Below are 26,733 nucleotides of genomic sequence, written 5' to 3'. Positions count from 1 at the left end.
TTTGCAGGCTAAACCATGGGTTTATCGGATTATCATGCAACGACAGCCGATTGGCGAGAAGCGCTTCGAAAAAATGAGCGTAAAACGCGCTATGTGATTTTAACGTTTTTGGCTATTTATATCGGAGTGGGCTTAATCGCTGATGTGTTTATTCTCCAAGCGGAGTACCCTAACGCTTCGATTAGTCAATGCCTTTTCGCTCTAATTACCTTTCGTTTTATCCCATACGCCACCTTAATTATGGCAGGGATAGGCGCCATTTCTCTTTTAATTACCTATGCCATGTATGATCGCATTATGCTATTAGGAACCGAATCGCGCGAAATTACACCAGATACCGCCACCACGTTAAAAGAAAAACAATTGTATAATGTGGTCGAAGAAATGAAAGTCTCTGCTGGACTTCGTTATATGCCTAAAGTGTATCTGATTGAAGCGAATTACATGAATGCCTTTGCAAGCGGGTATAGTGAGAAGTCGGCGATGGTAGCTATTACGCGTGGGCTTATGGAGAAGCTTGATAGAGCGGAAATGCAAGCGGTTATGGCCCATGAATTAAGCCATATTCGCCATCATGATATTAAATTAACGTTAATGGTTGTTGTATTAAGTAATATTTTACTGATTGTCATCGATCTATTATTTTACTCAGTGATTTTCAATCGAAATAATCGACGACAGGATAATCGTCTGGTATTTGTGATTATCGCATTAAGATACATTTTGCCTCTTATTACGGTCGTATTAGCACTCTTTTTAAGTCGTACCCGTGAATACATGGCCGATTCTGGCTCGGTGGAGTTAATGCGTGATAATGAGCCGATGGCCCGGGCATTAATTAAAATTAATCAGGACCATCAAGAAAATGCAGAAGAATATGCCGAAGCATACGGTCAAACCGCACATGAGCAATTGCGTCAAGCTTCTTATCTCTTCGACCCGTCTGATTTGGACCCCGTCAAATCATTCAACAACGCGTTTTCAACGCATCCAAATTTGGAAGAGCGCTTAAAAGCCATTGGTTTTATAAAAAAATAACACGCGCATTAAACATGCCTCCCAAACTTAACACAAACTTTGCAAAAAAAGAGACGTTGAAGGTGGAATCACAAAGCAAGATAAACTATTATTAAGAACAGATAGGCAGCAAGAAATTGAACAGCCAACATTATCAAATTGGAAGCCAGATAGAGAATGTGGTGTGCAAGCTTAGTAAAACTAAGAAGCCTAAAGCATTCCAGAGGCATCCACCTAGGCTACTAGGACTGATTCAATTCTGCTGTCTATTTTTTTTAATCTCTAATTCCTACCCCTTTTTTCAATAGCACTAAATTTAATAACATCAATCCAATTATTAAAGCACCAATAATGCCTAAGGCTGTAAATAAACTCACTTCCTCTGTGCCAATCATAACGGTACGTAACGCGTTAACCATATAAAAAATTGGATTTAAATAAGTGAGTTTTTGCCAAAAAGGAGACAACATACCCACCCCATAAAATACGCCACCTAAATAGGTTAATGGAGCTAGGATAAACGTGGGGACAATGGCTACGTCGTCAAAATTGCGAGCCAACATGGCATTGGTGAAACCAGCTAAAGAAAATAATCCAGAAACCAAGATCACAACCAGCAGAGTTAAGGGTAGATGGTAGAAATCCAAATCAACAAAAAAAAATGAAACTATATAAACGAGCAATGCCACAATCATGCCACGCAAGATCCCACCCAGGGTAAACCCTAATAACAGCAAACTATAATGCATAGGGCTAATGAGCATCTCTTCAATGTTTTTTTGAAATCGGATACTAAAAAGCGAGTTAGACACATTGGCATAAGCGTTCGTAATGACCGACATCATGATTAATCCTGGAGCAATAAATAGCGAATAACTTACTTCTTCAATCGGTCCAATTCGATCACCGATGACGGCTCCAAAAATTAAAAAGTACAATAAAGTTGTGATTACCGGGGGTAAAAACACCTGGGATGCAATGCGAAACATACGAACCATTTCACGCCGCACTAGGGTATATACTGCGATGGCTTGCTTATTGATGATCATGTTTAATCAGATCCAAAAATAATTCTTCTAGTCGATTGGTTTTATTGCGCATACTTCGTATTTTAAGCCCGTGTTCTGACAATACGGTGAACACATCGTTTAACGAATATCGATTATCCATTCGAAGCTCGAATGTGTCATTACCCAGTTTAAGCGCATCAAAAGACGCTAGGGTGGGCAATTCGTCAAAGGGTTCAAGGGTATTGAATACAAATGTTTGATGATGAAGACTTTGTAATAACGCACTCATCGACGTATTAGCAATAATTTCTCCCTGAGCAATGATGGCAATGTTTTTACATAATTGCTCGGCTTCTTCAAGATAATGGGTGGTTAAAATAATCGTAGTACCTTCCGCATTTTTCTGGGTTAAAAAGTCCCACATGCTTCGTCGAATTTCAATGTCTACACCCGCCGTTGGCTCATCTAAAATCAGGACCTTAGGTTTATGAATGAGTGCGCGAGCAATCATTAATCGTCGTTTCATACCACCTGATAAATGCCGTACGATGGACTTTCTTTTTTCCCACAAACCCAATTGACGCAAAAGCGATTCAGCTATAGGGGTGGCTTCTTGTCTTGTAATCCCGTAGTAGCCGGCCTGATTTAATAAGATTTGTTCACACGTTTCAAAAATATTTAAATTAAATTCTTGGGGCACTAGCCCCAAACACGATTTGGCTTGTTCAGTTTGAGTATCAAGATTATAGCCATTAATTCGAATGGTCCCGGCGGTTTTGGTTAACAACGTCGCAATTAAACCGATGGTGGTTGATTTTCCAGCGCCATTGGCGCCGAGTAAGGCAAAAAAATCGCCAGATTTAACGGTTAAATCAATCCCTTTTAACGCTTCGATGCCATTTGCGTAGGTTTTATAAAGCTGCCGTATTTCCAAAGCATATTCTTTGTCTTGGAGAGAATCCATCGTGACTGGTGTTCCTATTCAGAGCGGAGAAAAATGGCAATTGCATGTTATTTTGCGGTTGAATGGGCACAATAGCAAGTTTTCTTAGGGTTCAATATTGGGCAAATGCATCTAATTTTTTGAACATTACACGCTTTTTTAGCCTACTTGCCTTGCTTTATGCCTGTCTCATTAACACATCTTAAGCCTACGCCGCATGGCTTGACCGAGTGGCTCAGTGTTTTAGCGCAGTACCGATGAAGTAAAGACCCTTGTATTTCAGTAATGAATTTTTTAATATCAAATCCCCTAAAAGTCCTCTCTAAATGGAATAAAGCATGCAGCAAGCACGCTCGCCAGTGAAGGTGGAAGGTCTTAATGGTCATATTTTGCTTTGCCAATCGATGCAGATGATTCATTTAGGCTTAAATTCTCCTTATACCATTATTTTGACCGGTGTAACCCACTCTTTCTTGGACATTCGTCATTTTCGAAACTGTACGGTTCATGTGGTTGATACTTCCGCGGTTTATCATGGGGAGTTGGTGAGCTTAGAACAGGAGGTGAGCGATCGTGGTGAAGCGCATTTTAAACTTCAACTAGCCTCTTCGCTTCATCGCTTAAGGCATGCGGCTAACCATGCTGTATTTATAGATCAAAGTCCAGTTGAAATTCTACAAGCTATTTGTAAAACCAATCATATTAAAGCAAAGTTTAATCTGAAAAATCTTGAATACCGATTGCCCTACACCGTCCAAGGAGATGTAAGTGATTATGATTTTTTACTGCATGTTTGCATGATGCATGGGATCGTTTTTTATTATCGTCACGACCAGCATGAAGCCCGCTTACACTTTACGAATGATGCGTATCATGAAGAATGCCATGAGCTTGTCTTTAATCCAGGAAATGGCTTGGTCAATAGCAAAAACACCATGACTTCCATTCGTTATTGGCAAGTCAAACTTCCCGAAATGATTTGCTTGAAAGGCAGCCAAGAAGGAAACCCAGATGTGGTATTTCATCATCAAACAACCAATCAGACTTCTATTGTTGGGCATGGCTCGCTTCATTTAAATTATCCAATCGGGTTTGAGAGTCAAGAAGACTGTGTGCGTTATGCAAACCAATTGCAACATCAGCTCGATTGGCAACGAGAATGGGTAAAAACTGAAGTTGTTGGTTTAGCGCTTCAGGCGGGTGATCGTGTCATGATCACAAATCATCCTGCACCAATTTTAAACCGTTCGTTTCGTGTCCTCAATGTATGTGCGAGTATGGATGGTTCAGAGTCTAATTTCTCGCACCCTGCTAAAACCACCGCCTATTTAATTACATCAGAGCGCAACTATCTTCTGCCTCAACCGGACACGGTGATGCCTTGGCAACATGAAATTCATGGTGAGCCACCGCCGGGATTAATGCAATCTATAATGGTTGCCTTACCATCCTTAACCTTAGCAGAAATCTATGGCGACAATAAAAACCAAACATTGCTTGATGAACAAGGACGATACCGGGTTAAACGCTTGCTTGATTCGTTAGACCATACACCGTTGATTAGCCATCCAGTTCGACAATTGCAGCCAGTTGCTGGAGCGCATTCTGGCATGCATTTTCCTTTGAAACCTGGAGCGCGTGTGGTACTGGCATGTCTTTATAATCGATTAGATAAACCCATTATTATGGGGGTGTTACCCGATCCCAAACAACGTTCCCCAGTTACAGAAGCAAACCGTACCCAATCACTAATTCGCAATTCTTCTGGTGCAACCATGGCGTTTGTGGATACCGAGCAAACGCAGCAATGCGCCCTATATACTCAGGATAAGCAACATGGTCTATGGATGACAAAACAGGGTGAAGAGGAGAGCGTTCTGGCCAAAAGCTTAGGCGGTTTAGACTTGGAAGCCATGAACGAGATGATGTTACATTCTGGGGCTAATGTAACATTACAAAGTGAAACCGCTTTATTGAATGCGAAAACGGATATGAGTTTTACAACGCTTAAAACTTTTACATTCAATGCAAAACGAATCACCATGCAAGCCGAGCAGGATTGGTTAGCTCAGTGTATGGAAGGTCTAGTTGCCTTAAGTAGTACGAAGACAATCGAATTTATAAGCCCTATCATGGCAATAGAAGGCTGCGGGATCACCTTACATGCTCATGCCGCTGAGATAAATTCTGGTCATCAGCTGACCTTAACCTCACAGCAGCATCTCGTCATTCAAAATAATGCCTCACAATTAAGTCTTCATCAGGGTTTTATTCAATTTCAAGCGCCACACATTATTTTTAATGCCCAAACTATTCTAAAAAATCAAGGAATTGAAGCCTTAGTTTTGAGTTCCTTCGTGCCTTTATCGAATTAGAGGCAGACCCTAGAAGTATTGTGGACCATATCGGCCTGCGGGGACACAAGGACTATCGATGTACTCTCCATTTACAGTCAAAATCATATTAATGTTCGCACGCTGATAACGGGCTATGAGTTCATACTGGGGTTTTGTCACATATAAAGGAATATTTCCACAATAAATTAAAGAATGTGCGCTTGATTTGGGTTTAACCTGGACGGGGATATCACATTCCCAGCGAAAACGAGTGATATCGCAACTTGCAAATGCACTTCCTAAGGGCAATAAGGCTAAAACGAGAATAATCACCCGATTGTTCATATCCACTCCAGTTATTCTTGTTATTGTAATGAGTATCGACTTCTATTAAGAATTCTTTAGTGAGTCCAGGACTTGATCATGTATTGGCTTTGACTGCAAGTTTCGACACGCTGTTACTAGGTGCTTGTAGATACCCCGAACAAGTCGGGGTAGGTTGGTGAGGGTTAGAGCAAGTCGGGGTAGGTTGGTGGGGGTTAGAGTAAGTCGGGGTAGGTTGGTGGGGGTTAGAGTAAGTCGGGGTAGGTTGGTGGGGGTTAGAGCAAGTCGGGGTAGGTTGGTGAGGGTTAGAGTAAGTCGGGGTAGGTTGGTGGGGGTTAGAGTAAGTCGGAGGTGTGTAGGTGGATACCTCGAATAAGTCCTGTCTTTTGATAGCATCTCTGCCTACGCCCCGCGGCTCGACAGCGGGGTCCAGTGTTTTAGCACAGTACTGGATTCCGTGGATAAGTCATGGAATGTTGAAGAGTAGCGTTGGACTGGGTTTTCAACGATGTGTCGAAGAGACAGGAACGTAGGTTTGTGGGGATCGAGCCGGGTGTAGGTGTGAGGGTATGTAAGTTTGAGGATAAAGCTTAATTAGAATATTAACCCTTCATGTGTTAATAAGGCGTGTTTATAGCTCAAGGCATCTTGCCGGCCCATGTAGCCGCCTATATTGGTTTTTCCAATGACACGATGACAAGGAATGAATAAAGTGAGAGGATTTTTTTTGCAGGCTTGGCCAATGGCCCGGGGGCTGGTTTGTAATTTATGAGCCAATTCGCCATAAGTCATCGTTCTACCAGAAGGGATCACTAGTAAGCTATTCCATACCTGTTTTTGATAATTCGTTCCTTGCGGTTTAAGCCGTAATTGAAAACGATGGTTGGGATTTTCAAAATAGTGTGAGAGTTCTGTAGCGATTTTTACGGTATAAGGCGTCGAAGTGCCATCGATGTGATGAACGGTATCGGATGGGTTTATGTCAGAGCGGTATGGCTCTGGTATAACGTCATTACAGAAATAAGACTGATGAATGTGTTGCTCATCGTGAATAATAGTCAACACGCCGATTGGTGTTGTGAACTTAGACACGATGAGCTGCATCGCTATTAGTCTTTCTTAGCCGCTAACTTCTCTTTAATACGTGCAGCACGGCCTGCCAAGTTACGTAAGTAATATAACTTAGCACGACGTACGTCACCACGGCGTTTAACCGTAATACTAGCCACTACAGGGCTATAAGTTTGGAAGACACGTTCTACCCCCACGTTGTGAGATATTTTTCGAACGGTAAACGCAGAATTTAAGCCGCGGTTACGCTTTGCAATCACAATGCCTTCGAAAGCCTGTAAACGCTCGCGGTTCCCCTCTTTAACCTTAACTTGCACAAGCACGGTATCCCCTGGATTAAACTCAGGGATTTCTTTGCCTTGCATTTGCAGAGCATTGAGTTCATCAATAATATTTGTCATGGTCACTCCTAAAATCGGTGTTACTTATGGCTTCAAATGAATCCTTCAGAATTCACCGTGTTCGCTTCTAAATTCATCAAGTAACGCTTGGTCCGTGGTACTTAATTGCAACTGGTTTAACAAATCTGGCCGTTTAAGCCATGTTTTTCCTAAAGCCTGTTTTCTTCGCCAGCGCTCAATATCGCGATGGTTTCCACTGAGTAATACTTCCGGCACTTTCATGCCGCAAATCTCAGCGGGCCTGGTGAAGTGCGGATAATCCAGCAGTCCATTCATAAAGGAGTCTTGTGCAGCAGACTCGTTATGTCCCAGGCTTCCTGGCAATAAGCGGGTAATGGCATCGATATATACCATCGCGGCCAGTTCCCCGCCACTTAAAACAAAATCACCGAGCGACCATTCTTCATCTATGTACTGAGTTATGATTCGCTCATCGATCCCTTCGTAGCGTCCAGCAATAAACAGTAAAGACTCTTGGCGTTCTGCAATTTGATTTAACTCATGCTGCGCCAGGGTCTTGCCCTGCGGGCTTAAATATATCGTCCGACAATTAGCCGGAAGTTTGGTATGAGCGTGCTGTATGGTTTTTGCTAGCGGTTCATACATCATGACCATACCTGGGCCGCCGCCATAAGGCTTATCATCAATTTGACGATACGGCTTATTTGCCCAGTCTCTTGGGTTGTAGCACGCCAGGTGCACCAAACCTTGCTCAAGAGCCCGACCAGTTATTCCATACTGTAGACAGGAAAACATGTCTGGCAGTATGCTGATGATGCCAAAGTGCATCATCGTTTAAAAATCCTCATCCCACTCTACCGTAATCACGCGGTTTTGCTCATCCACATTTAGAATGACTCGTTCTGGCAAGTACGGAATCAAGTGGCGTTTTTGGCCGACCACAACCAACACATCATTCGATCCGGTCGGCATAATTTCAGTCACCAAGCCTAAATGAAGCCCTTGGCTGTTAACAACGTTAAGTCCTATTAACTGATGCCAGTAATATTCTCCTGGCGGAAGTACTGGCAAGGCTTCGCTTCGTACGCCAATATCGACGTTGGTTAACGAAGCAACTTGTTCTCGCTCTGCATACCCTTCAACACGCGCCAGAATGCATTTATTCTGCATTTCAACTTGAGTTAATGGTAAAGGTTGCCATTGTCCATTGATGAATCCGTGCCAATCGGTGTATCGTAATATATTTTCACGAGGCTCAGTAAATGAGTTGACTGTAATAAGCCCTTTAATCCCGTGAGGACGCCCAAAGCGCCCAACAATCACCCAATCGTTGGCTTGACTCATTTTAAGCGGCTGCACGGCTCTCTTTAGCGGCTTCTTTGACTAAAGAATCCACGCGATCAGATAGCTTAGCACCGTTTTTTATCCACTGCTCCAGTTTTTCAAGCTCAAGATGAAGCTTGACTTCGGCACCGCGAGCAACTGGGTTGTAATAACCAATGCGCTCAATGTAGTTACTGTCACGACGTCTACGACTGTCCGTTACAACAATGTGGTAAAAAGGGCGCTTTTTTGCACCAGCTCGTGATAAACGTATAACGACCATTATTTTCCTCTGCTTTTAGAGTGGTTACGTAAAAATGCCGTGTATTGTACGAAAATTAACTTAGTATTGGAAGTGTAAATATTACTTTTTTCGTAATTCTCGTGTCCTGGTAGATTTTTGCATCAAACCTTTTTAATAAAGGCGCTACTAAATCTCTGCGGCCTACTTAAATTCATCCGGAAACATCCCTTTCATGCCGGGCATATTTCCTAACCCGCGCATCATTTGTTTCATGGCGCCGGGCTTTGTAAATTTTTTCATCATTTTTTGCATTTGAGTAAACTGTTTTAATAAACGGTTTACGTCTTGAATTTGCGTTCCCGATCCCATTGCAATCCGCTTTTTTCTAGAGCCGACAATCAATTTAGGGATGCGTCGCTCTTTCATGGTCATGGAGTTAATAATGGCAATGGTTTGAGCCAGTGCTTTTTCATTCGCTTGAGCCGCTATTTGTGGCGGCATTTGGCTCATGCCAGGGAGTTTGCTCATTAAGCCGGATATGCCCCCCATGTTATTCATTTGCAACAGTTGATTTTTAAAATCTTCTAAATCAAAGCTTTTCCCTTTTTTGATTTTTTTGGCTAGCTTTTCGCTGGCGGCTTTATCTGTCTTGCGCTGAACGTCTTCAATGAGCGATAAAATATCGCCCATTCCTAGGATGCGAGAGGCAACGCGCTCAGGGTGAAAGGGTTCTAGGGCATCAATTTTTTCACCGCTTCCCATGAATTTAATGGGCTGGCCGGTAATGTAACGTACCGATAGGGCAGCACCGCCTCGGGCATCGCCATCAATTTTGGTTAAGATAACACCCGTTAACGGTAAGGCATCATTAAAGGCCTGCGCTGTGATGGCTGCATCCTGGCCAGTCATGCTGTCGACGACGAATAGGGTTTCAATGGGATTAACCGCTTTATGCAACGATTTGATTTCAGTCATCATCTCGTCATCAATGTGTAGTCGACCCGCGGTATCAACCAAGAGCACGTCAATATATTGTTTTTTGGCAGCTTCCAGCGCTTTTTTGGCAATTTCTACGGGGTTTTCATGCGTTTCGGCTGGAAAAAAGGCTACATCAAGCTGGTCGGCGAGCAATTTCAACTGATGAATGGCTGCGGGGCGATAAACGTCCGTACTCGCCATCATTACTTTTTTCTTCTCAGTATCTTTAAGATAACGGGCTAATTTAGCAGTGCTGGTTGTTTTACCCGAGCCTTGTAAACCGGCCATTAAAAAAACAGCAGGAGGTTGAGTCTTAAAATTCAGATCCGCTTTGGTATCACCCATGACGTGCGTTAGCTCGTCATTAACGATTTTTACCAGCGCTTGATCTGGTTTTAAGCTGGTCATGACTTCTTGACCTAAGGCTTTTTGTTTGACGTCGTCAATAAATTTTTTAATAACCGGCAAGGCTACATCCGCTTCAATTAAAGACAAACGGACTTCACGAAGTGCTTGCTGCATATTCTCTTCGGTCAAACGTCCTTGGCCGCTTAAATTTTTAAACGTTCTGGTTAAGCGTTCAGTTAAATTTTCAAACATGTTCTCACTCGTAATCTAATGACGAAAAAAAACGCAAATTAGGATGTGCGTGAAGTATACCATAGACTTTTTGGAAAATCCGATTCGACTTTAAAGCGTAATAGGGCGCTCTAATAACAAGTATAGATTATTAGCCAATTAGGGGCATGAAATGCCCCGCAACACAGGTCAAACGCATCTGGTTTTTGAACATTACACGCTTTTTTTGCCTACCTGCTCTGCTTTACACAGTGCATCCAGTCGATCTTTTTGCTATTAGATGCGTTTCCTGTCCGCAATATTTGATGCGCAGAAGCTTTAGCGATAACACCCCACGCCATCATAACCAATTACTTCACAGTATTGATAAGCATTCTCATCTAATTGAAAGGTTTGATATCCAGAAAATGCGTAGATCTTGCCGTCTTTATCTTGTTTGACATAAGGAAATGACGAGGCAGGACCTAATGTTTTGATGTTGCTTAAAAGAATCCACGGACTAGGCGTGGTCAAAGAGTCCATTTTCTTTAGACTTGGGGCGGATAATAACTCATCGTAGTGCATGTAAGCGGCTTTTACTGCATATTCAGCGTCTAGAATGCCATGTCCACAAGGAACTTCACCGACACAAGAGCGCTTGGGATCTTTGGATTCGCCAAATTCATGCGTGGTGGCATAAAGGATTTGCTCCACGCGCTGTGGGGAAATATGATCATTGCTGACTGCATAAATTAAACCCGCTACTCCAGCTACATGAGGGGAGGCCATGCTGGTTCCTTGATAGAAATCAAAACCCGAGCCTTTATATCCCGCTCCTGGTTTAACCGTTGAGAGAATGCCATCTTCCTGATGACGGCTGCTTAAATCGCCTCCTGGTGCGGCTAAAGTTACTGAGGGGCCAAAGTTTGAATAATAGGCTCGTAGACCTTCAGGGCCAGTTGCGGCCACTTTGATGGTACCATTACACACCGCAGGCGCATTGAAATGTTCCCAGCGGTTATCGTTTCCTGCTGCAGCGACTAGCACAGCACCTTGTTTTCGAACGTAAAAGATGGCCTCTTGTAAGGCTTCATCGCAATGATCGACTTCTTTGCCTGGCCGCTCATCTACCCCAAAGCTCATATTTAACACGTTTGCAGGATAAGGATTATCAGGCACTCCTGGGATGTGATCCCCTACGGCCCAACGCATCGCATTCACCACAGCGCTTTCATAAAACATCCCCGATTCATCGGGAATTTTCACCGTTAGAATTTTTAAATGCTCACCCATCCCTTTGATGGTATCGCCATAGCCTGCAATGGTTCCGGATACGTGGGTTCCATGGTAGGATTCCGTTTCATCGGATAGGTCATCATTATTTCCGGCAAAATTCCAGCCAAAAATTTTTCCTTTTGACGTTTTTAATAAATTATCCGTTAAGCTTGGGTGATCTTCGACGCCTGTATCTAATACGGCAACCACCACTGAGGGCGATGAGTCACCAGTCGTATAAGACCAGGCGCCATCGTATTTGCCAGGAGCAGATTCCAACATAATTCCTCCTGGGCGAGCAAATTCATCCCATTGGATTTCATGGGATAAACGTGGTGCGATAGGATCTTCAGAAAGAGGCGGCAGGGGTTTGAAATAGCCTTTGCGATCTTCCACGGCATAAAGAACATTTGGATCTTGTTGCAGGCGTTTTATAGCCCACGTGGTTGCATTTTGAGCTTGTACGATGCCTAATTTTTTTAAAGGCTTAGCGTCTAGGGTTAAAACATAAGCGCCACCGGCCATTGGTTGAGCTTCAGTAATCGGTAGTGTGGCGGCTTGTCGTATCGGTTTTTTAACAACGGCTAATGCAGCCTTGGGGTTTTTGTATTTGACAATGACTCGCACGGTATCTGCTTCATTTGCAAACCCAAGTTTCGTTAAAGACATAAGACTTAGTGCAAGAATGCTTGAGGTAAGACGCATCATTAAACTCCTTTTTAATTATCACTTACTACAGAATCACTCAGTATGCAGGAGAAAATTCCACGGAACAAGGGTAAAAAATGAGTTCAAAAAATAAACCAATTGACATTAATTAATCACTATGTTTAAATATAAATCTCAAGCGTACTTGTTTTAATGCAAATCCAATCGAGGTTAATTATGTCTACATCCTTAGAAATATTGAATACACTCAAAAAAGAGTTACGTAAATCAATCAAAATTTCTGAACAGTTGAGTCAAGAGCAGCAGTATGCTCGTGCGATATCAACGTTAGAAGAAGCGATGAGCCATTATCTCGAGGTTATGGGTAGCTTCAAATATCAGCATGGGGATTTGGAAGTGGATAATTCGAAATACGGAGCCCGATGCTTATATAATAAAATCAAAGACGTTCTTATTCCACAACTAGAAGCCCAAAAAGAGGCGCAAGAGCATGCGGTTAAACTTGCGAAAGAAAATCTTGAGTGTATTATTGCTCTAAATAGGGAAGCTTCTAAGCAAACTGAAATGAATCGCCAACGAAGAATAGACGCGTTTGATCATGCTGTGACTAAAATTGAACATGCATATAACGAACTAAATCGTAAATTAGGAAGTTTATTTGCCAAACATACTTATAAAGCAAGTTTTGAGCCGGCGGTGCTTGCGCTAACCAGCGCACTGGAACAACACATTGAAAATTTTAAAACGGGTTTAATGGACGAAGCAGAATTTATCGATGCTTGTCAAAAAGCCGTTGCAGATAAAAGGGATGTTTTAGCACAAGAACCAAGATTGGGTGTGTTGTTTGTTAATTTCTTAAAAGAAGTCGGCAATGCATTGCTTAAGATGGTGACGTTTGGAAAAGTACACGCCTTTTTCAAGCCAGAAGCCTCAGAAGCGTTGAAAGCGGTTCATGTTTTTGAAAAATCGATTCGTGCAGAACACACGGTCCAAGAAGAAGTTTCTAAGGAAGAAGGGCCGCGCAATTAGCTTAATTCAAAGGGTGTAATACGAGACATGCCAGACCCCTGCGATCATCATCGCAGGGGTTATTTTTTATAGCCTTTACCCCTCATAATCATTCTCAGGGTTTACCACCCGCCAATGATCCTTTGGCCCATCAGGCGCCCAAAGGCGAATCAGTCGCTTCGTTTGTTCATCAAAGCGATAAACAATAATGCCCGAGCCATTCCCAATATTATCCCCGTCTCCCACCGTGGTTTGCCCCATGACTAAAATATTGGCCTTGGGCGCTGTGGCAATAGTATTGGCGTTTTCAAACACGCTGAAGGTATGAGGCTGTGGGTTTTTGCCGAAATCCAAAAACTCTAAAATCTTAGGCGACGAAACGTGATAAAGGATCCCATAGTTCACCGAATTAATAAAACGGATGAAGTGCCCTTGCTCATCGATGAATTTCACAGCCACTGAACGTGGACCATTGGCCCAGGGGTGGGAGTAAAAGTCTTTAGGCAGTGGTTTACTGTTTTTAATGTCCTCAGCCAATTCTTTCAGACATTGTTGATTTCCCCAGCATTGCATATTGGGATTCACTGGATCTTCTAAATTGAATAATCGTTTTCCGGTTTTGCTGTCCCAAAGGTTGGTAAAAATGCTTTCATCTACTGCAATAATATATTGTCTATTAGGGCTAATGGTCGATAAGGTTTTACCAGAGTTTCCTACAAATTTTTTAATTGGTTTGCCCGTTTCTAAATCCCATAACACCACACCATCCAATAATGAGTAATCAATGGACTTAGGTATGTCGGGTTTAACATCGCTTTGCATAGTTCCAATATTAATTGGATAGGCGCTATCCTCGTCACCGTTCCCTGAGCTTAAAAAATAGGGTTCAACTAAAGATAATCTTAACAGTTGCGCTGTTGCCGTTTCTCCGTCGGTATCCGGCCGAATGATTCGCTCTTTTCCCTGGTTAAAATGATGTAATTCCCAGTTGATTGTAGAAGCCACGTAATGAGTGAGTGCATGATTTATCAAATGACCATAGACTTGAAACCCAGGGTTAAAGGTTTTAATCACATGGCCCTGCACATCTTGCAACACCACATCATTCGTTTTGGCGTTTTGCCATATAAATTGGTGGCTTTCTGGAATAAAAAAGGGACTATAAATATTACACTTGCGATTAAGAATGGTTTTCGTTTGCGTTGCAATGTCCCAAAGAATCAAATAACGGCCGTAATGCGCCGAAATTACGTAGCGGCCATCGGACGAGACGGAGAGCATGGTGGTGCCGCTGTACGTGGATTTACCCTCAAAAAATATATTCCATAAAAAGACACACAGTATAAAAATGAAAACAGAGGCTAATTTTATTGTAATGCGATCGGGTCGCTTAGCGTTAATAGGTTCCAAAAGCTTGAATTCCTTTTTTCGAATTAATTATCCATTTTTTATAAATGTTTTTTATAACCTTGTTACTTGGTATTTTCATATCGGAATGATGCCATAACCATTTAGTTGTATCTTGATGTTTTAATTTTTTATTCTGCTTTAGCTGATCAATAAATTTATCTGCAAAATCCGGCCCCTCATACCCCAAAGCGGGTTTTGTCCCCACACCAGTCAATAAAACGGAGGTTTGAAATAAAGTAAACAGATGCTTAAACGGTTCATGATGCGTTTCTAGACATCGTGTGATGCGATCGAGAAAACTCGGTTCTGTGTCTAATTGTTTATCGTATCGGTTTACGAGTTCAAATAAAGCGTTATACAAAGGTTTATAGGCATCTAATCCTGAGATAAGAACATACCCGCTTCGTTCTAAGACAGAAAGCGAGCCAAAACGCTCTTTGAGCAGGGCGTGGACTTTGGTTATTCCTTCTTTCACGAGCTTTCGATAAGCATGACTTAATACATCAGCTTGGTGTAACTTGAGCAACTGGTACTGTTCCTCTAGAGTTGCTGCGCACATCATCCATGGCCCCTCGGGCCGGACTTTGAATTGGGGGTTTTTTGCTCGCCATCGATTCCAGTAATGATGAATTAACTGTTGGTCAAATAAAGAAGAGACTGGGGTATCTAACCAGATGGCAACCAAATAAAGGCTTTTTAAACCAAGTGCTTCGATAAGTAGGGCAAATTGAAGTTCTTTTTTAGGTTTGCGCCCCCAAACTTCTTTTAAAGAGATCCCTTTGGGTTGTTCTTCTTGTCGTAATAATGGCCCAAGGATATTATCATTTTGAGAATGCAACACCGTAATCAACGAGGCACCTTGATGCGCGTAAGGGCAATACCAGAGATTTTTTTCCTGAGCTTTGGCGATGGCTTCACGATTAGGAGGCGCATTACCAACCCCTCTATCGGATAACGCGTCATTTGGAATGGCTGCTTGCCAAAATATCGCATGATCAACCCCTGGATGTCCGGTTTCTCCTAAGTGTTCGAGAGCATGCAATAACACCCCATTGCCTTGAGAATGGGCGATGACATGTAACTTCAAACCTTCGATATGCGTTTTAAGTGATTTAAACACCTTGGCCACAATAGGGCCCATACGGGCCGATTCGTAAACCGCATGAATATAATCCATAGGCGAATCAGGATTTCCTGGCCAAATGATGAATAAGCAGCGCGTGAATTTCTGATAATCTACGCCATCAAAACCGGCTGCGCGATTTAAGTTGTTTTCGAAATGAACGACCCATTCACAAACCCCCTCGCCATTGAATGAAGGTTCTTGGACAAAAGGTAATGTATGCTGGGATTCATCGTCTTGAAACTGGCGCTTAATGAACGCTTCATCGCGATAAATGGTGGCATCGACCTCGCTGTAGTCAATCACCTGTTCCGGTGCGACCATGAAATTAAGGGGTAAGCTCGTTATCTTCGTTTGCTCTCGAATGGCTTCAAGGTGTTTACTAAAGCGGCCAAACTCAACATTATACCCATGAATGAATACGGTTAAATTATTACCGTTGGCCTTGATGTAGTTGATTTCTTCTTCCGTTAAATCAACTCGTGCGTTAGGGGATTCGGAATGAAATACCACCTCATTTCCTTGAAGCGTTGCATCGCGTAAATCGATAATCATGGGCGGCATGAGTCTCACGAGGGTGGTGTCGGCATTTGAACGCTCTGACACTTCAAACCGTTGTTCAGGTAAAGGCATTGTAAAATCTTGACTTAACAACTCCTGATAACGTCCTTTTTCTTTAAGCTTAACGGAGTTTTGAGTTCCAATAGGCAAGCGATCTACTTCCGTAGGATCCGTGTAAAAACGCGACTCACCCAGCAGTGGGCATTGGGGGTGTGCTTTCACACAGCCCGGTAAGCTTCGAAAAACAGTGAGAATGGCATGTTTTTCATGATAAGGCCTCTTTTTATCATGAATGATGGTCAAGGTAGCCTGATTTAGGAGTACGAGCGCATTCGAATAGAATTGTCCTTGCACATCGCCAACGTCGATGCGGACATAGTAAGGCTTAGAGGCTTTAGTTTGCGATTGGGCAAGGAGATTATTTAATGGATAAGGAATTTTCAAGGTGGCAGTTCCCGGGGTTTCTCTGAATTGTTCTTCGAAAGGGTATAAAGCCTTATCTCCTAGGGAATATTGAATGGTATCGACTTCTTTGCTCTTAATTGCTACTAGTTTCGGATTTAAAGGCAAGGGTTTTAATGAATCCGAATGATGATAGCTCACAATCGTCGCTTTAATGGATTCATCACCAGTAAACCCTTTTACATCCACCTCAATGTAGGCGGTTTCGTCACTTTGATAAAAGGGCTTTTCCCAATTAGGGGGGTAAATGACTTTTGCTTTTTGAAACGTAAATTGTCGAACGGGCTTTAATATGGGCGGGTTTGGAAGCGGTGGCGTAATGAGGGGGGGGACTTGAGTTGACGTGTCTGCAATGGGGGCATTGAACACCGGTGTGCCGCTAAATTGAATGCCATTTCCATGCATGATAATGCCTGCATTAGAAAGGGTTATTCCAGCCGTTGGTGTGGTTAGATAAAGGGCCCCACGTGCTTTTAATGCGATCTCATCCGCTTCTAAGACTAAATCACCGTTAGGCAAATTAAATTGGAAACGATCGCCTGAGGCATTTAAGGTAATATCACCTTCGCTCATTAATTGCATGGTTTGCCCGCTGAGCTCAAGATGGCGCTTTGATTCAAAAGAAAGTGTTTGGCAGGAAAGCTGATAGGATTCAGCCTGTAAGTGGATATCGTTGGCGGTGAAATGAGCTTTTTGATTGGTTTGTATTACCAATTCTTTTCCAATAGTCGCTGTCATTTCTTGCGATTGAATGGTTTGTTGGGTTTTGGCTTCAAGAGAAATCGACCCGCGATCGCAGGCTAATAGAATGTGTTGTTTATCTCGCTGCGTGTTAAAAGATAAACGGTTGCGACGAGCTGCATTGGCTAAGGTGATTCTTTCTTGACCTATTTGATCAACAAATTCTAGGTATTGCCCCCAGGCGGTTTTAATTATAGTACTCCAAGCGTTATCAGAAGTAACGGGGGCATGGTTTAAGCCATTCGAAGGGCTATTTTGTAAAATAGGCTGATTAAAGTCGTTATGAAGATACATCACCAGCACTTCAGCCTGTCTTTGCAAAGGAAAGTGCATGCCAATGGGATGCGTCGCTCCTTTTCCTCCATAAGGGACTAGCCTAAGCGCTTTTTGAATGGGTTTGGTAGGGGTGTTTGCCTCATGCACGTGCGTGTAGTAATGATATTGACCGATGCTATCTAACCCTGGCGCATCATCCTCGCTGTGAATTACAGCTGTATGAATGATTTGCCCTGCATTTTGGCGTTTTACATTGGGGCGAATTTGCGTGTGTTTGGGGATAAACGTGAGTTGATTCGAATAAAAACCTTCTTCAAAGGTATGTTCAACGGATAAAAGCAGAAACGCATTTTCTTTTATCCAATTCGGTAAATGCTTAATTGAAAACACTTGCCCGCATAAAATGGCTGGGTTAAGCGTTTTGGCTGTAAAGGTCGTCTCGTTCATGGTGATGCGTTCTAAATGGTGAAGAGCCGCTTCTTGTAAATGGTCAAGCGATTCTGCACCGTATCCTAGTACGTTAACACGATGATGGCCTGTTCCTGCTTTGGCTTTTAAGATTTTATCGGGGTTTTGATAATCGACGTCTCGATATTCTACGCGGACTGAGGTCGGCGTTTGGCATAGCCTCAGATGGTAGAGCGCGTCCATGCGTAACGAAGTTAATCCATCCGTTTCAGCCAGGGTAAAACAAGAGGAACTCCCAGGATGTAGATACCAGCAATCGTAAAAATCTAATTGCTCTTGTTCAGTCTGAACATTCGACCAAGCATAAGAAATCCCCTCTCTTGCTAAAACACGCTCTAAAAACGCTAAATCGCTTTCGCCTTCTGCTTGCACCCAGTGCGGATAAATTCTTAAGTGATTTTTCTGATTATTATCATGAAATTGCAATAGCGAGGCTTGATAGCCATGTTGCAGTAAGATTAAGGTGGCGATGTCTTTTGCCGTTTGGTCGAGGTAAACACGCGGACAACCGGATAAGGTGAGTAAATAAAGTCTCGCGCGGATTTCAATTTCAACAAGAAAGGAATCTTGGTAAGGGTTTAGCACGAGATGCTTCGTGATGATTCCTGGAATGATGCGAAAGGTAGGCCAGTCGGTTTCGCTTGGGTCTAACTTTTGATAGGCCAATTCAAGCTGACAACCTTGTCCAAGCACCGCTTCCGCTGTCAGCAGGGTGTTACTTTCTAATCGAAGCTTAAATGAATAAGGTTCATTCATCGCTTCCTTGCCTGAAAAAGATAATATGGAGTGTCGATATGAGCCTATCTTAAGTGATGCAGATAAGCCCGCACCCGCGGTTGGTTTCATGGTCTTCCCTGAGTACGCCTTATATTTCCAGCAGCGATTTTTAAATGTTTTTTAAACGATGTCAACTTTAAGCGAATTTAACTGGTTTCATAAACAGTCAAATTTTCACTTCTGGGATTTTCGAGCATCCTTCCTGTTGAGACTAATTAAGTTGATTAATCTTGCAGTCGTTTCAAGCTATGATAAGCTCTTTTTGAATGATTAATTTAAGGATAAGCAGTGCAAACCTCTTTACTGACTCTTTCTATCGTCTTGCTGGCTTTGATTTTTATTTCAGGTTTTTTCTCAGGCTCTGAGATTGGTATGATGTCTTTAAATCGCTATCGGTTAAGACACTTGGTCAAGCAAAATCATAAAAGCGCTATCCGAGTTAATCAGCTTTTATCCCGGCCAGATAGGTTACTAAGTGTCATTCTAATTGGTAACACCCTTGCTAATATTGTGGCCTCTATGATTGCCACGTTGATAGGGCAGCGTCTTTATGGCGATGCTGGGGTTGCGATAGCGGCTATTTTTTTGACGTTAATCATCTTGGTTATCTCAGAGATGACCCCCAAAACCTTAGCAGCTCTTTATCCACAGCAGGTAGCTTTTGCGTGTTCTTTCCCACTCATGATTTTACAAAAAATTTTTTCTCCTTTAGTTCGATTAACGAGCTGGATTGCCAACGGGATTTTACGTCTCTGCGGTATTTCAATTGATAGAGCTCAGAAAGAAGCGCTCTCTGGGGAAGAGCTTCGTTCCGTTGTCCATGAAGCAGGTGGGCTCATGCCCACAGAGCATAAAAGTATGTTGATCAGTTTGCTCGATTTAGAGCAAGCGCGCGTTGAAGACATTATGGTGCCTAAATCCGATATCGTCGGAATTGATCTGGAACAACCCTGGCATGAGTTGCTTCATCAGCTGGAAACAGCCCAACATACGCGCCTACCCTTGTATCGTGATACGATTGATAACTTAGTCGGCCTAGTTCATTTACGAAACGTGCTTAATCTCATGCTTGAAGAGCAACTCGATATGGAGAATTTACTCAACATTGCAGAATCTCCTTATTTTATTCCAGAAGCCACCCCATTGAACGTACAAATATTAAATTTTCGAAAGATGAAGCGACGCAGTTGTTTTGTGGTGGATGAGTACGGCGATTTGCAAGGGTTGGTCACCATGGAAGACATTTTAGAAGAAGTGGTGGGTGAATTTACAACCGATATTGCCGCATTAAGCAAAGACATCATCCCCCAAGAAGATGGCTCAGTGATTGTGGACGCAAGCCTCACTGTTCGAAACTTGAATCGCTTGCAAAGCTGGAATTTTCCGTCGTTAGGCCCACGCACACTAAGTGGCGCCATTATTGAATACTTAGGGTATATTCCGCCTGCGGATTGTTGCTTGCGTATTGAACAATATCAAATTGAAATTTTAAAGGTAGGGGAAAACACCATCAAAAGTGTGCGCATGATTAAAAACAGCAAAAAGCGTTAACGTCCTGGTTTTGGGGGCCAATGCTTAAGCGTAGGCTCTTCTTTGGGGCTTAGTTTAGGAGCGGGCGTTGGAGTTAATGGTTGCTGGTGTGCAAGTACTTTTTCCCAATGTTTGGCTATCCTTGCTTTGACATCATCGATTGCCCCGGCATAAGAATGCAATTGCCCTTGCAACACCACAGCCGTACCACGACCCAAACTTGGCTTTCCCATCCAGTTATTGGCATTATCAAGAATACGGTTTGCCGTTTCTACCCCTAAAGCCTCGCTGAGTAGCTCAGGATTTAACTTTTGGTCTTTCACCATTCGACTTAAAAAGACATCGAAGGGTAGGTATGAAGTGGGTTTTGTCATTGGGACAGATGGTTTACGATTTGCCATTGTTTCCTCCACGTTTATCTTAAGTTTAGCGTAAGCCGAAGAGTTAGCAAACTCTTTACCAGTACTTCTCCCAAAGACGAAACTCACGACCTACCTGCGTTCCCCGGGCTGTCCCAGAGAGTGCCACACGAATAGTTGAGTTAATAAACGTTTCATTACGCTCTCCAGGATAGTGAACAATTTGAGTGTGGTCTAGTGTTAAATAGCAGAACAAGTAGCTTTGATGCCTACACTGTAATTCAGTATATTCACAGACCTACTTGGCCTGGCTTGTCCAGGCCATCTAATGGACATTATGATGCACTGTATCTGGCTCTGGATTACAAAAATTGGCAGGCTCTGGCTAATTGATTTATTAGAGATGACCCGGACAAGCCGGGTCAAGTAGTTGTGGAGGATGGCCCGGACAAGCGAGTTAAGCAGTTGTGGAGGATGACCCGGATAAGCGGGTTAAGCAGTTGTGGAGGATGGCCCGGATAAGCGGGTTAAGCAGTTGTGGAGGATGGCCCGGATAAGCGGGTTAAGGAGTTGTGGAGGAAGACCTGGATAAGCGGGTTAAGCAGTTGTGGAGGATGGCCCGGATAAACCAGGTCAAGTAGTTTTGAAGAATGGCTCAGATAAGCGGGTTAAGTAGGTGTGGAACTCTTAGGAATAAGTCGCAGCGTGTAGTCGGTAGGCATATGAATTCTAAACATGGTCTTCTATTTTGTAATTTTGGATGACAAGGGAGAATTAATGTTGGTCAAATATACGAGCTAGTTTACACCACAGGGCTTAAGCGTTTATCCTGTCTATTAGGACGTGCGTTAAAAAAGGAAGCTGACATGGACGTGTTGAATTTAGATTGGGCTGTCAGTGATTTAAATCGTCAAAAAGCTCAAAAGCGGTTTGAGATTAAACGGCTAGAATGCCAACTTCGACTTTTGCTTGCATCCGAAGATCCTGGAACAGAAGCGACTAAGATTTGTAGCCAACTCTCGAAGCAATATGGAGAATTTCTTACAATAATTGATGCAGAGAGCATAAAGAAAAGTGTGCCAACTGGGGATGTTCTTCTGATTACTTGGCAGGATCTGTTTACTGAAATTCAAACACTGAGCACGCGCTTTTTTGGACCTATTAAATCATCTACCGAAGCATCATTGGCTGCGGAGTTGCAGCAAAAATATCAATTATGGGTGGATTTATTTTCAAGTCGCAATTCCCTCCCCGCCAATGTGGCTCATGATGAAATAAAAACCACCTTGACTCCTGTTATTGCAGCAAAAAATCGTACACAATGGCTAGAAGCGTTGGTTCATTTTGCCAATGAGCAAGCAGGATTAAATTTGCAAGAGCTTTTGGCGCAATTAAATAGTTTAAATGATAACCAACTCACGGCACTGTCTCAAGCGTTTGCGAAATCGGATTATATTGATTTGATTCACGCTATTTTATTTTATAAATTACACCCAGAGAATTTGTTTGAACAGAGTCTTCATCCAGAAAAACTGATTTCAGTGAAAACACGATTGACGTTATTATATGATTTTATTGAATCCTTCTATCAAACATTATCGCAGGTATTAATTCATAGGGGTTTCCCTAGTCATCAGGATTATTTAGTGCATGATGACTTGCTTCCTTATGGGATTGAAATAAAAGCCGATAGAAATTGCCATGATCTTATTTTAAACGCAATTAAAACCTGGAAGATCAAGGCAACCTTGATTGAATCTAAAGTCAGTTTAAACCAATTGCACGAACTCTTTCGTGCGTATAAATTTTGGTTTAACCCTAATCGCTTAATTGATGCAATCATGAATTTGCAACTTAAGCTCATGAAGCAAAATCCACAACAACAACCACTGGATGCGCTTTATCAATACATCATGCACTTATATCAAAGTATGTCTACCACCGAGTGTCTGGATCTTTATGGTTATTTTAGTAATAAAGACAGCAATTATTTTATATGGACGCTAATTCTGGTGAAAAATGGTGGGCAATTTGAGTGGCTCCCCGAGTTAAAAGAAAGCGAACGAGAGGCGATTAAGCATGTCTATGAAGCCATAACCTGTGTGATGAATGCTTTAAGAGCAGTACTTGAAGAACGTCACATCAGAACGCAACCTTATAAACATGATTTAAATCTTAGTAAAACACTAACGCCTGGCAGAAGAAACCGCGAAGCGTTACTGCGCATTATTACGCTATATGGCAATGAAGAAATTAAGCCAAACGACCAGATCGAACAGTTGTTTGAACAGTTGGAATCCATGACCTAAAGACTTTAAGCGATATCCACGGTAGTGTTTAAGTGCCAATTGTAATTATAGGTGTTGACTTCTTCAATGGTGTTTAATTTCTGGCGCAAAGACGGGTTAGCAAATTGCTTAAGATGATATAGGATGTCTTTTTCGGTGCCCCCGAAGTCTTCAGAAAACCACTCATATACTTTAGAGACAATGAGTTTCCCCTCAATAACTTGTACACCCCGAAGTGAATTGATGTACTCGATGGCCGCTTGATTGAGTTGTTGATCAAGCGTTGCCCCTTGAAATGCGTGTTTGCAAATATTGGCCGCGCCAATGCTGCCATTGTTTAACGCATAATGCGTACGTGGATCGTTCCAAATTGGTCGGATGATGCGATTGTGAATATCTTCCAGCGTCATCTGAATTCCGTCAATTGTAATCAAATTAGCGCCCCAGGGGCCGATACTAAAAAGTCCTGGTGAAATGTTGATTTCTTGGATGCTTTCGACGGGATAATAGCTGGCAATGGTTTGAACGGTTAAGGCATTATAAAGGTTAAGCCAATAAGCGAGTTGTTCCCGGCGATTATAATCATGAATATTAATGCCAGACATTCGGGTAATATATTGCTTTAAAAGCATCCGGTCTTCTTCATTTAAGCTGGGATAATCAATTAAGTTAATCCCTTCTTGATTGGTTGTCACATGCTGGTTCAAAAACGTTTGCCATTCTTCATGCGAAATCACTTTGTGCGACACGGGATTTGTCACCTCCCATTTTGGCCAAAGATTTTTATTAAACGAAGCCATGGCAACGTGGCTTATCAATAGGCAGCCAATTAGAAAACTTAATTTAAGTTTAAAATTCACCGTTTTTCTCACGTTTTATTAGGCAGTGGAGGTTAATTTCGCGCGGTTTCGAAGCGCGCTGCCGATGGTATTACTGTCTAAGTACTCAAGTTCTCCGCCAGAGGGAATTCCGTGGGCCAATTGACTGATATTCACAGCATGGGGGCGAAGCAATTCCTGGATAAAATAGAGAGTGGTTTGTCCCTCGATTGAAGGACTTAAAGCCAATATCACCTCTTTAATCGGTTCTTTCAGAATCAACGCCTCGAGTTTCGGCAGGCCGATGTCTTCTGGACCAATGCCATCTAAGGGTGATATTTTATTCATTAAGACAAAATAATAACCATTATAGGCACAGCATTGTTCAATCGCTACAACATCTGCTGGGCTTTCAACAACGCATAGTGTTAATGGATCGCGCTCTTTGTTCTGGCAGATGTTGCAAATCTCTAATGCGGTATAATTGTTGCAACGGATGCAATGGCCAATGTTTTGCATGGCATCCTCCAGGCACATCGCCAAATGCTGTCCTTTTTGGCGATGATGTTGCAGCAAATGAAACGCCATGCGCTGAGCCGATTTAGGGCCGACGCCCGGTAAACACCGTAGCGCCTCAATTAAACGAGATAATGCATCCATAGATACTTATTCTTTCTCGCCTGTTTGGCCACCTTGCATCAAGTCGGTTGGAATATTTAAACCGGCAGTTAATTGACTAATTTTTTCTTTAGATGCTTTTTCCACTTTTCGTACGGCATCATTAAAGGCAGCCAGCACCAAATCTTCAACCATTTCTACTTCTTCTAAAATAGAAGGGTTAATTTTGACTTCCACAGGCTCATGACGACCATTCATTTTGATTTTGACCATACCCCCACCTGATTCCCCAGTAACAATCAACTGACTCAATTGTTGTTGGGCTTCTTGCATGCGCTGTTGCATTTTTTGCGCTTCTTTCATCAGGTTGTTTAAGTTTTGATTAATATCCATGTTGATCCTCTCGTTGTTTATTAGAATCGGAGCATATTATCATCATTCAGATTATTGTCCAAATAATGATCACAAACGACGTGCGTACTCATGTATTATAGATCCTCTATTAAGGATGAAATAGAATCTTTGACCAGCTCTCCAGAAAATTCTTGCTGCAGGGCTTGGAAAAATGGATCAGTTTGTAACGCCTGCTCGGCCTCGCTCTTTTGTTTTTCCTGAGCCACTTTTTTCTGTTGCGCGGGCGATGAAGCCACCTTATCGTCAGAGTTTAGCTTCAATTTTATAGGCTCTTTATAATGATCACTTAATTCTTTCTCGATACGACGAATGACAGTTGGGGTAAACAAGGAAAGATGGCCGTTTGCGACTTTCAAAATCACAAGCCCTCCTTCTTTTTGGCTAAACTCTGCATGCTCTGCCGCGCTTAATGCCAAACCAGTTAATTTCATGTGACCGAGCATAAGCGACCAGTTGGTTGGCTCATCACCGCGAGGATCAGTCAATATTGATTGATTTACGGGTGGAGTAATGCTTGGTACAGATGCCTGCGTTGTATGAACGGAAATAGCTGGCGGCGAAACCTCATCGGGTGTGAGTTCAGTTTGACCATTGGGTTTAGAATGGGGTTTTTCATCAGGTAATGTAATGGGTTTATCGTGCGATGGTGCTCTAATAGAACCGGTTTCATGAACCAATGCTGGTCGCTTCACTGGCGTGGCAGGCTGAAAAGCATGCATACGCAATAAAGTCATTTCAAAGCCAATGGCCGTTGTTGGGGCAAAATGAATTTCCTCAAGCCCTTTTAAAGCAATTTGATAAAACAAATGCGCATCTTCAGTCGAAATGTTTTGGCTAAGCTCAATAATTTCCTGGTTTGGAGCAAGGAAAGGATGATTACTTCCCAACTGCTTGGTGATGGAGATTTGATGCAAGGCATCCATCATTTCTTCAAGCACGTATTGAAAGTTTCCGCCCTCTGCTGCGATGTGTTGACTGAGAGTGAGTATGTGGGACAAATCCGCATTTGCTAAGGCTTGTAATAGCGAAAGTGCATAATCTTGACGGGTATAGCCTAAGATGCTTTTAACATCATCGGCTTTTATTGTCTGATCGCTGCAGGCAATGACTTGATCTAGAAGACTCAACGCATCACGCATGCTGCCGTGGGCAGCTTTCGCCAAAATAGCAATGGCCGCTTCCTCAAAAGCAAGTTGCTCTTCATTTAAGATGTGATGCAACTGGCTCATGATTATTTCAGCTTGAATGGGTTTAAGATGAAACTGTAAGCAGCGTGATAAGACAGTAATGGGTAACTTTTGGGGGTCGGTGGTGGCTAGTAAAAATTTTACGTGGGGAGGCGGTTCTTCCAATGTTTTCAACAATGCATTGAAGCTATGCTGGGAAAGCATATGCACTTCATCAATGAGATAAATCTTGTAGCGTGCATTCGTTGGTGAATATTGTACGTTTTCAAGCACCTCGCGCGTATCTTCAACGCGGGTTTTCGATGCGCCATCAATTTCAATTAAATCTAGAAAACGACCTTGTTCAATCGAAACGCAAGCATCGCAACTTAGACAAGGTTCGGGGGTGACACCTTGTTCGCAATTTAATGATTTTGCAAGTAGACGCGCAACACTGGTTTTACCTACGCCACGTGTTCCAGTAAAGAGATAAGCGTGATGCACGCGCTGTGCAGCCAGCGATTTGATCAGTGCCTTGTTGACATGCTCTTGGCCAACCAGTTGACAAAACTTACGTGGTCGCCATTTACGCGCTAACGCAATA

At 42.6% G+C, this 26,733-nt stretch carries 22 protein-coding genes and 1 other RNA gene (1 of these 23 running past the window's edge); 6 read left to right on the top strand and 17 right to left on the bottom strand.

Going from position 1 to position 26,733, the window contains the following annotated elements:
• Positions 1-15: 15 nt before the first annotated feature.
• On the top strand, positions 16-1,038 hold the full coding sequence (gene htpX / locus E1O41_RS06325; protein WP_131776481.1) for a zinc metalloprotease HtpX: 1,023 nt from the start codon (positions 16-18) through the stop codon (positions 1,036-1,038).
• Between the two features lie 100 nt (positions 1,039-1,138).
• Positions 1,139-1,289: non-coding RNA, 6S RNA (ssrS, locus tag E1O41_RS06320), on the top strand.
• A gap of 3 nt (positions 1,290-1,292) precedes the next feature.
• Here ssrS and E1O41_RS06315 read toward each other — a convergent pair.
• Together E1O41_RS06315 and E1O41_RS06310 are read right to left on the bottom strand one after the other, a co-directional pair.
• Entirely contained in the window at positions 1,293-2,066 is a 774-nt protein-coding gene (locus E1O41_RS06315) for an ABC transporter permease (RefSeq protein ID WP_131776480.1), read from the bottom strand.
• Positions 2,053-2,991: an ABC transporter ATP-binding protein gene (locus E1O41_RS06310; RefSeq protein ID WP_131776479.1), complete on the bottom strand. Its 939-nt coding sequence runs from the start codon at positions 2,989-2,991 to the stop codon at positions 2,053-2,055. The genes E1O41_RS06315 and E1O41_RS06310 overlap by 14 nt, the downstream gene beginning before the upstream one ends.
• Positions 2,992-3,308: 317 nt before the next feature.
• Here E1O41_RS06310 and E1O41_RS06305 point away from each other — a divergent pair, with 317 nt between their 5' ends.
• Positions 3,309-5,345 carry a contractile injection system protein, VgrG/Pvc8 family gene (locus E1O41_RS06305; RefSeq protein ID WP_131776478.1) on the top strand — a complete coding sequence of 679 codons (2,037 nt, stop codon included), beginning with the start codon at positions 3,309-3,311 and terminating at the stop codon, positions 5,343-5,345.
• 9 nt (positions 5,346-5,354) lie between these two features.
• On the opposite strand, the gene E1O41_RS06300 is transcribed toward E1O41_RS06305, so the two are convergent.
• From E1O41_RS06300 to E1O41_RS06265, 8 genes are all read right to left on the bottom strand, one after another.
• A complete protein-coding gene (locus tag E1O41_RS06300) occupies positions 5,355-5,651 on the bottom strand; it encodes a hypothetical protein (protein ID WP_131776477.1) in 297 nt (98 codons plus the stop codon).
• Positions 5,652-6,224: 573 nt separating this feature from the next.
• Positions 6,225-6,611, bottom strand: a complete 387-nt coding sequence (locus E1O41_RS06295) for a methylated-DNA--[protein]-cysteine S-methyltransferase (protein WP_373288398.1) — start codon at positions 6,609-6,611, stop codon at positions 6,225-6,227.
• Between the two features lie 128 nt (positions 6,612-6,739).
• Positions 6,740-7,102, bottom strand: a complete 363-nt coding sequence (gene rplS, locus E1O41_RS06290) for a 50S ribosomal protein L19 (protein ID WP_131776475.1) — start codon at positions 7,100-7,102, stop codon at positions 6,740-6,742.
• A gap of 45 nt (positions 7,103-7,147) precedes the next feature.
• Positions 7,148-7,894, bottom strand: a complete 747-nt coding sequence (trmD, locus tag E1O41_RS06285) for a tRNA (guanosine(37)-N1)-methyltransferase TrmD (protein WP_131776474.1) — start codon at positions 7,892-7,894, stop codon at positions 7,148-7,150.
• 3 nt (positions 7,895-7,897) lie between these two features.
• Positions 7,898-8,407, bottom strand: a complete 510-nt coding sequence (gene rimM / locus E1O41_RS06280) for a ribosome maturation factor RimM (RefSeq protein WP_131776473.1) — start codon at positions 8,405-8,407, stop codon at positions 7,898-7,900.
• 1 nt (position 8,408) lies between these two features.
• Positions 8,409-8,669 carry a 30S ribosomal protein S16 gene (gene rpsP / locus E1O41_RS06275; RefSeq protein ID WP_131776472.1) on the bottom strand — a complete coding sequence of 87 codons (261 nt, stop codon included), beginning with the start codon at positions 8,667-8,669 and terminating at the stop codon, positions 8,409-8,411.
• A 162-nt stretch (positions 8,670-8,831) separates the two neighbouring features.
• Positions 8,832-10,208 (bottom strand): signal recognition particle protein, encoded by a 1,377-nt coding sequence (gene ffh / locus E1O41_RS06270; RefSeq protein WP_131776471.1) that lies wholly within the window; start codon positions 10,206-10,208, stop codon positions 8,832-8,834.
• Positions 10,209-10,505: 297 nt separating this feature from the next.
• Positions 10,506-12,146, bottom strand: a complete 1,641-nt coding sequence (locus tag E1O41_RS06265; RefSeq protein ID WP_131776633.1) for a S8 family serine peptidase — start codon at positions 12,144-12,146, stop codon at positions 10,506-10,508.
• Positions 12,147-12,326: 180 nt separating this feature from the next.
• Between E1O41_RS06265 and E1O41_RS06260 the strand changes: the two genes are divergently transcribed.
• Positions 12,327-13,139 carry a hypothetical protein gene (locus E1O41_RS06260; RefSeq protein WP_131776470.1) on the top strand — a complete coding sequence of 271 codons (813 nt, stop codon included), beginning with the start codon at positions 12,327-12,329 and terminating at the stop codon, positions 13,137-13,139.
• Between the two features lie 75 nt (positions 13,140-13,214).
• Here E1O41_RS06260 and E1O41_RS06255 read toward each other — a convergent pair whose 3' ends face one another.
• Together E1O41_RS06255 and E1O41_RS06250 are read right to left on the bottom strand one after the other, a co-directional pair.
• Complete coding sequence (locus E1O41_RS06255) at positions 13,215-14,528, bottom strand: hypothetical protein (RefSeq protein WP_131776469.1); 1,314 nt, start codon at positions 14,526-14,528, stop codon at positions 13,215-13,217.
• Positions 14,515-19,005 (bottom strand): contractile injection system protein, VgrG/Pvc8 family, encoded by a 4,491-nt coding sequence (locus E1O41_RS06250; protein ID WP_131776468.1) that lies wholly within the window; start codon positions 19,003-19,005, stop codon positions 14,515-14,517. Before E1O41_RS06250 ends, E1O41_RS06255 begins: the two co-directional genes overlap by 14 nt.
• A gap of 219 nt (positions 19,006-19,224) precedes the next feature.
• On the opposite strand from E1O41_RS06250, the gene E1O41_RS06245 reads away from it, so the two are divergent.
• The gene (locus E1O41_RS06245) at positions 19,225-20,487 is read left to right on the top strand and encodes an HlyC/CorC family transporter (RefSeq protein ID WP_131776467.1); all 1,263 of its coding nucleotides are present in this window, start codon (positions 19,225-19,227) and stop codon (positions 20,485-20,487) included.
• Here the strand turns inward: E1O41_RS06245 and E1O41_RS06240 are convergent.
• Positions 20,484-20,867 carry a hypothetical protein gene (locus E1O41_RS06240; protein ID WP_131776466.1) on the bottom strand — a complete coding sequence of 128 codons (384 nt, stop codon included), beginning with the start codon at positions 20,865-20,867 and terminating at the stop codon, positions 20,484-20,486. The genes E1O41_RS06245 and E1O41_RS06240 overlap by 4 nt on opposite strands.
• Before the next feature lie 824 nt (positions 20,868-21,691).
• Here E1O41_RS06240 and E1O41_RS06235 point away from each other — a divergent pair.
• Positions 21,692-23,134, top strand: a complete 1,443-nt coding sequence (locus tag E1O41_RS06235) for a hypothetical protein (RefSeq protein ID WP_131776465.1) — start codon at positions 21,692-21,694, stop codon at positions 23,132-23,134.
• A gap of 5 nt (positions 23,135-23,139) precedes the next feature.
• Here the strand turns inward: E1O41_RS06235 and E1O41_RS06230 are convergent, their stop codons facing one another.
• The 4 genes from E1O41_RS06230 to dnaX all read right to left on the bottom strand — a co-directional run.
• The gene (locus tag E1O41_RS06230) at positions 23,140-23,913 is read right to left on the bottom strand and encodes a DUF547 domain-containing protein (RefSeq protein WP_131776632.1); all 774 of its coding nucleotides are present in this window, start codon (positions 23,911-23,913) and stop codon (positions 23,140-23,142) included.
• Positions 23,914-23,991: 78 nt separating this feature from the next.
• Positions 23,992-24,591: a recombination mediator RecR gene (gene recR, locus E1O41_RS06225; RefSeq protein ID WP_131776464.1), complete on the bottom strand. Its 600-nt coding sequence runs from the start codon at positions 24,589-24,591 to the stop codon at positions 23,992-23,994.
• Positions 24,592-24,597: 6 nt separating this feature from the next.
• A complete protein-coding gene (locus E1O41_RS06220; protein ID WP_131776463.1) occupies positions 24,598-24,942 on the bottom strand; it encodes a YbaB/EbfC family nucleoid-associated protein in 345 nt (114 codons plus the stop codon).
• 95 nt (positions 24,943-25,037) lie between these two features.
• Positions 25,038-26,733 carry the 3' portion of a DNA polymerase III subunit gamma/tau gene (dnaX, locus tag E1O41_RS06215; RefSeq protein ID WP_131776462.1) on the bottom strand. 8 nt of this gene lie beyond the right edge of the window, so the window shows 1,696 of its 1,704 coding nt (coding positions 9-1,704); its start codon lies off the right edge, out of view — the gene reads right to left on this strand; the stop codon is at positions 25,038-25,040.

The organism is Legionella impletisoli (genome assembly GCF_900639875.1).
GTDB lineage: Bacteria > Pseudomonadota > Gammaproteobacteria > Legionellales > Legionellaceae > Legionella_A > Legionella_A impletisoli.
Note: the sequence above shows the minus strand (reverse complement) of the source record. Positions and strands in the feature narration are given on the sequence as shown.

Excerpts from the sequence above, each read along its gene's own strand:
- htpX (WP_131776481.1), top strand. The coding sequence starts at position 16 with ATGGGTTTATCGGATTATCATGCAACGACAGCCGATTGGCGAGAAGCG.
- E1O41_RS06315 (WP_131776480.1), bottom strand. The coding sequence starts at position 2,066 with ATGATCATCAATAAGCAAGCCATCGCAGTATATACCCTAGTGCGGCGT.
- E1O41_RS06310 (WP_131776479.1), bottom strand. The coding sequence starts at position 2,991 with ATGGATTCTCTCCAAGACAAAGAATATGCTTTGGAAATACGGCAGCTT.
- E1O41_RS06305 (WP_131776478.1), top strand. The coding sequence starts at position 3,309 with ATGCAGCAAGCACGCTCGCCAGTGAAGGTGGAAGGTCTTAATGGTCAT.
- E1O41_RS06300 (WP_131776477.1), bottom strand. The coding sequence starts at position 5,651 with ATGAACAATCGGGTGATTATTCTCGTTTTAGCCTTATTGCCCTTAGGA.
- rplS (WP_131776475.1), bottom strand. The coding sequence starts at position 7,102 with ATGACAAATATTATTGATGAACTCAATGCTCTGCAAATGCAAGGCAAA.
- trmD (WP_131776474.1), bottom strand. The coding sequence starts at position 7,894 with ATGATGCACTTTGGCATCATCAGCATACTGCCAGACATGTTTTCCTGT.
- rimM (WP_131776473.1), bottom strand. The coding sequence starts at position 8,407 with ATGAGTCAAGCCAACGATTGGGTGATTGTTGGGCGCTTTGGGCGTCCT.
- rpsP (WP_131776472.1), bottom strand. The coding sequence starts at position 8,669 with ATGGTCGTTATACGTTTATCACGAGCTGGTGCAAAAAAGCGCCCTTTT.
- ffh (WP_131776471.1), bottom strand. The coding sequence starts at position 10,208 with ATGTTTGAAAATTTAACTGAACGCTTAACCAGAACGTTTAAAAATTTA.
- E1O41_RS06265 (WP_131776633.1), bottom strand. The coding sequence starts at position 12,146 with ATGCGTCTTACCTCAAGCATTCTTGCACTAAGTCTTATGTCTTTAACG.
- E1O41_RS06260 (WP_131776470.1), top strand. The coding sequence starts at position 12,327 with ATGTCTACATCCTTAGAAATATTGAATACACTCAAAAAAGAGTTACGT.
- E1O41_RS06250 (WP_131776468.1), bottom strand. The coding sequence starts at position 19,005 with ATGAAACCAACCGCGGGTGCGGGCTTATCTGCATCACTTAAGATAGGC.
- E1O41_RS06240 (WP_131776466.1), bottom strand. The coding sequence starts at position 20,867 with ATGGCAAATCGTAAACCATCTGTCCCAATGACAAAACCCACTTCATAC.
- E1O41_RS06235 (WP_131776465.1), top strand. The coding sequence starts at position 21,692 with ATGGACGTGTTGAATTTAGATTGGGCTGTCAGTGATTTAAATCGTCAA.
- E1O41_RS06230 (WP_131776632.1), bottom strand. The coding sequence starts at position 23,913 with ATGGCTTCGTTTAATAAAAATCTTTGGCCAAAATGGGAGGTGACAAAT.
- recR (WP_131776464.1), bottom strand. The coding sequence starts at position 24,591 with ATGGATGCATTATCTCGTTTAATTGAGGCGCTACGGTGTTTACCGGGC.
- E1O41_RS06220 (WP_131776463.1), bottom strand. The coding sequence starts at position 24,942 with ATGGATATTAATCAAAACTTAAACAACCTGATGAAAGAAGCGCAAAAA.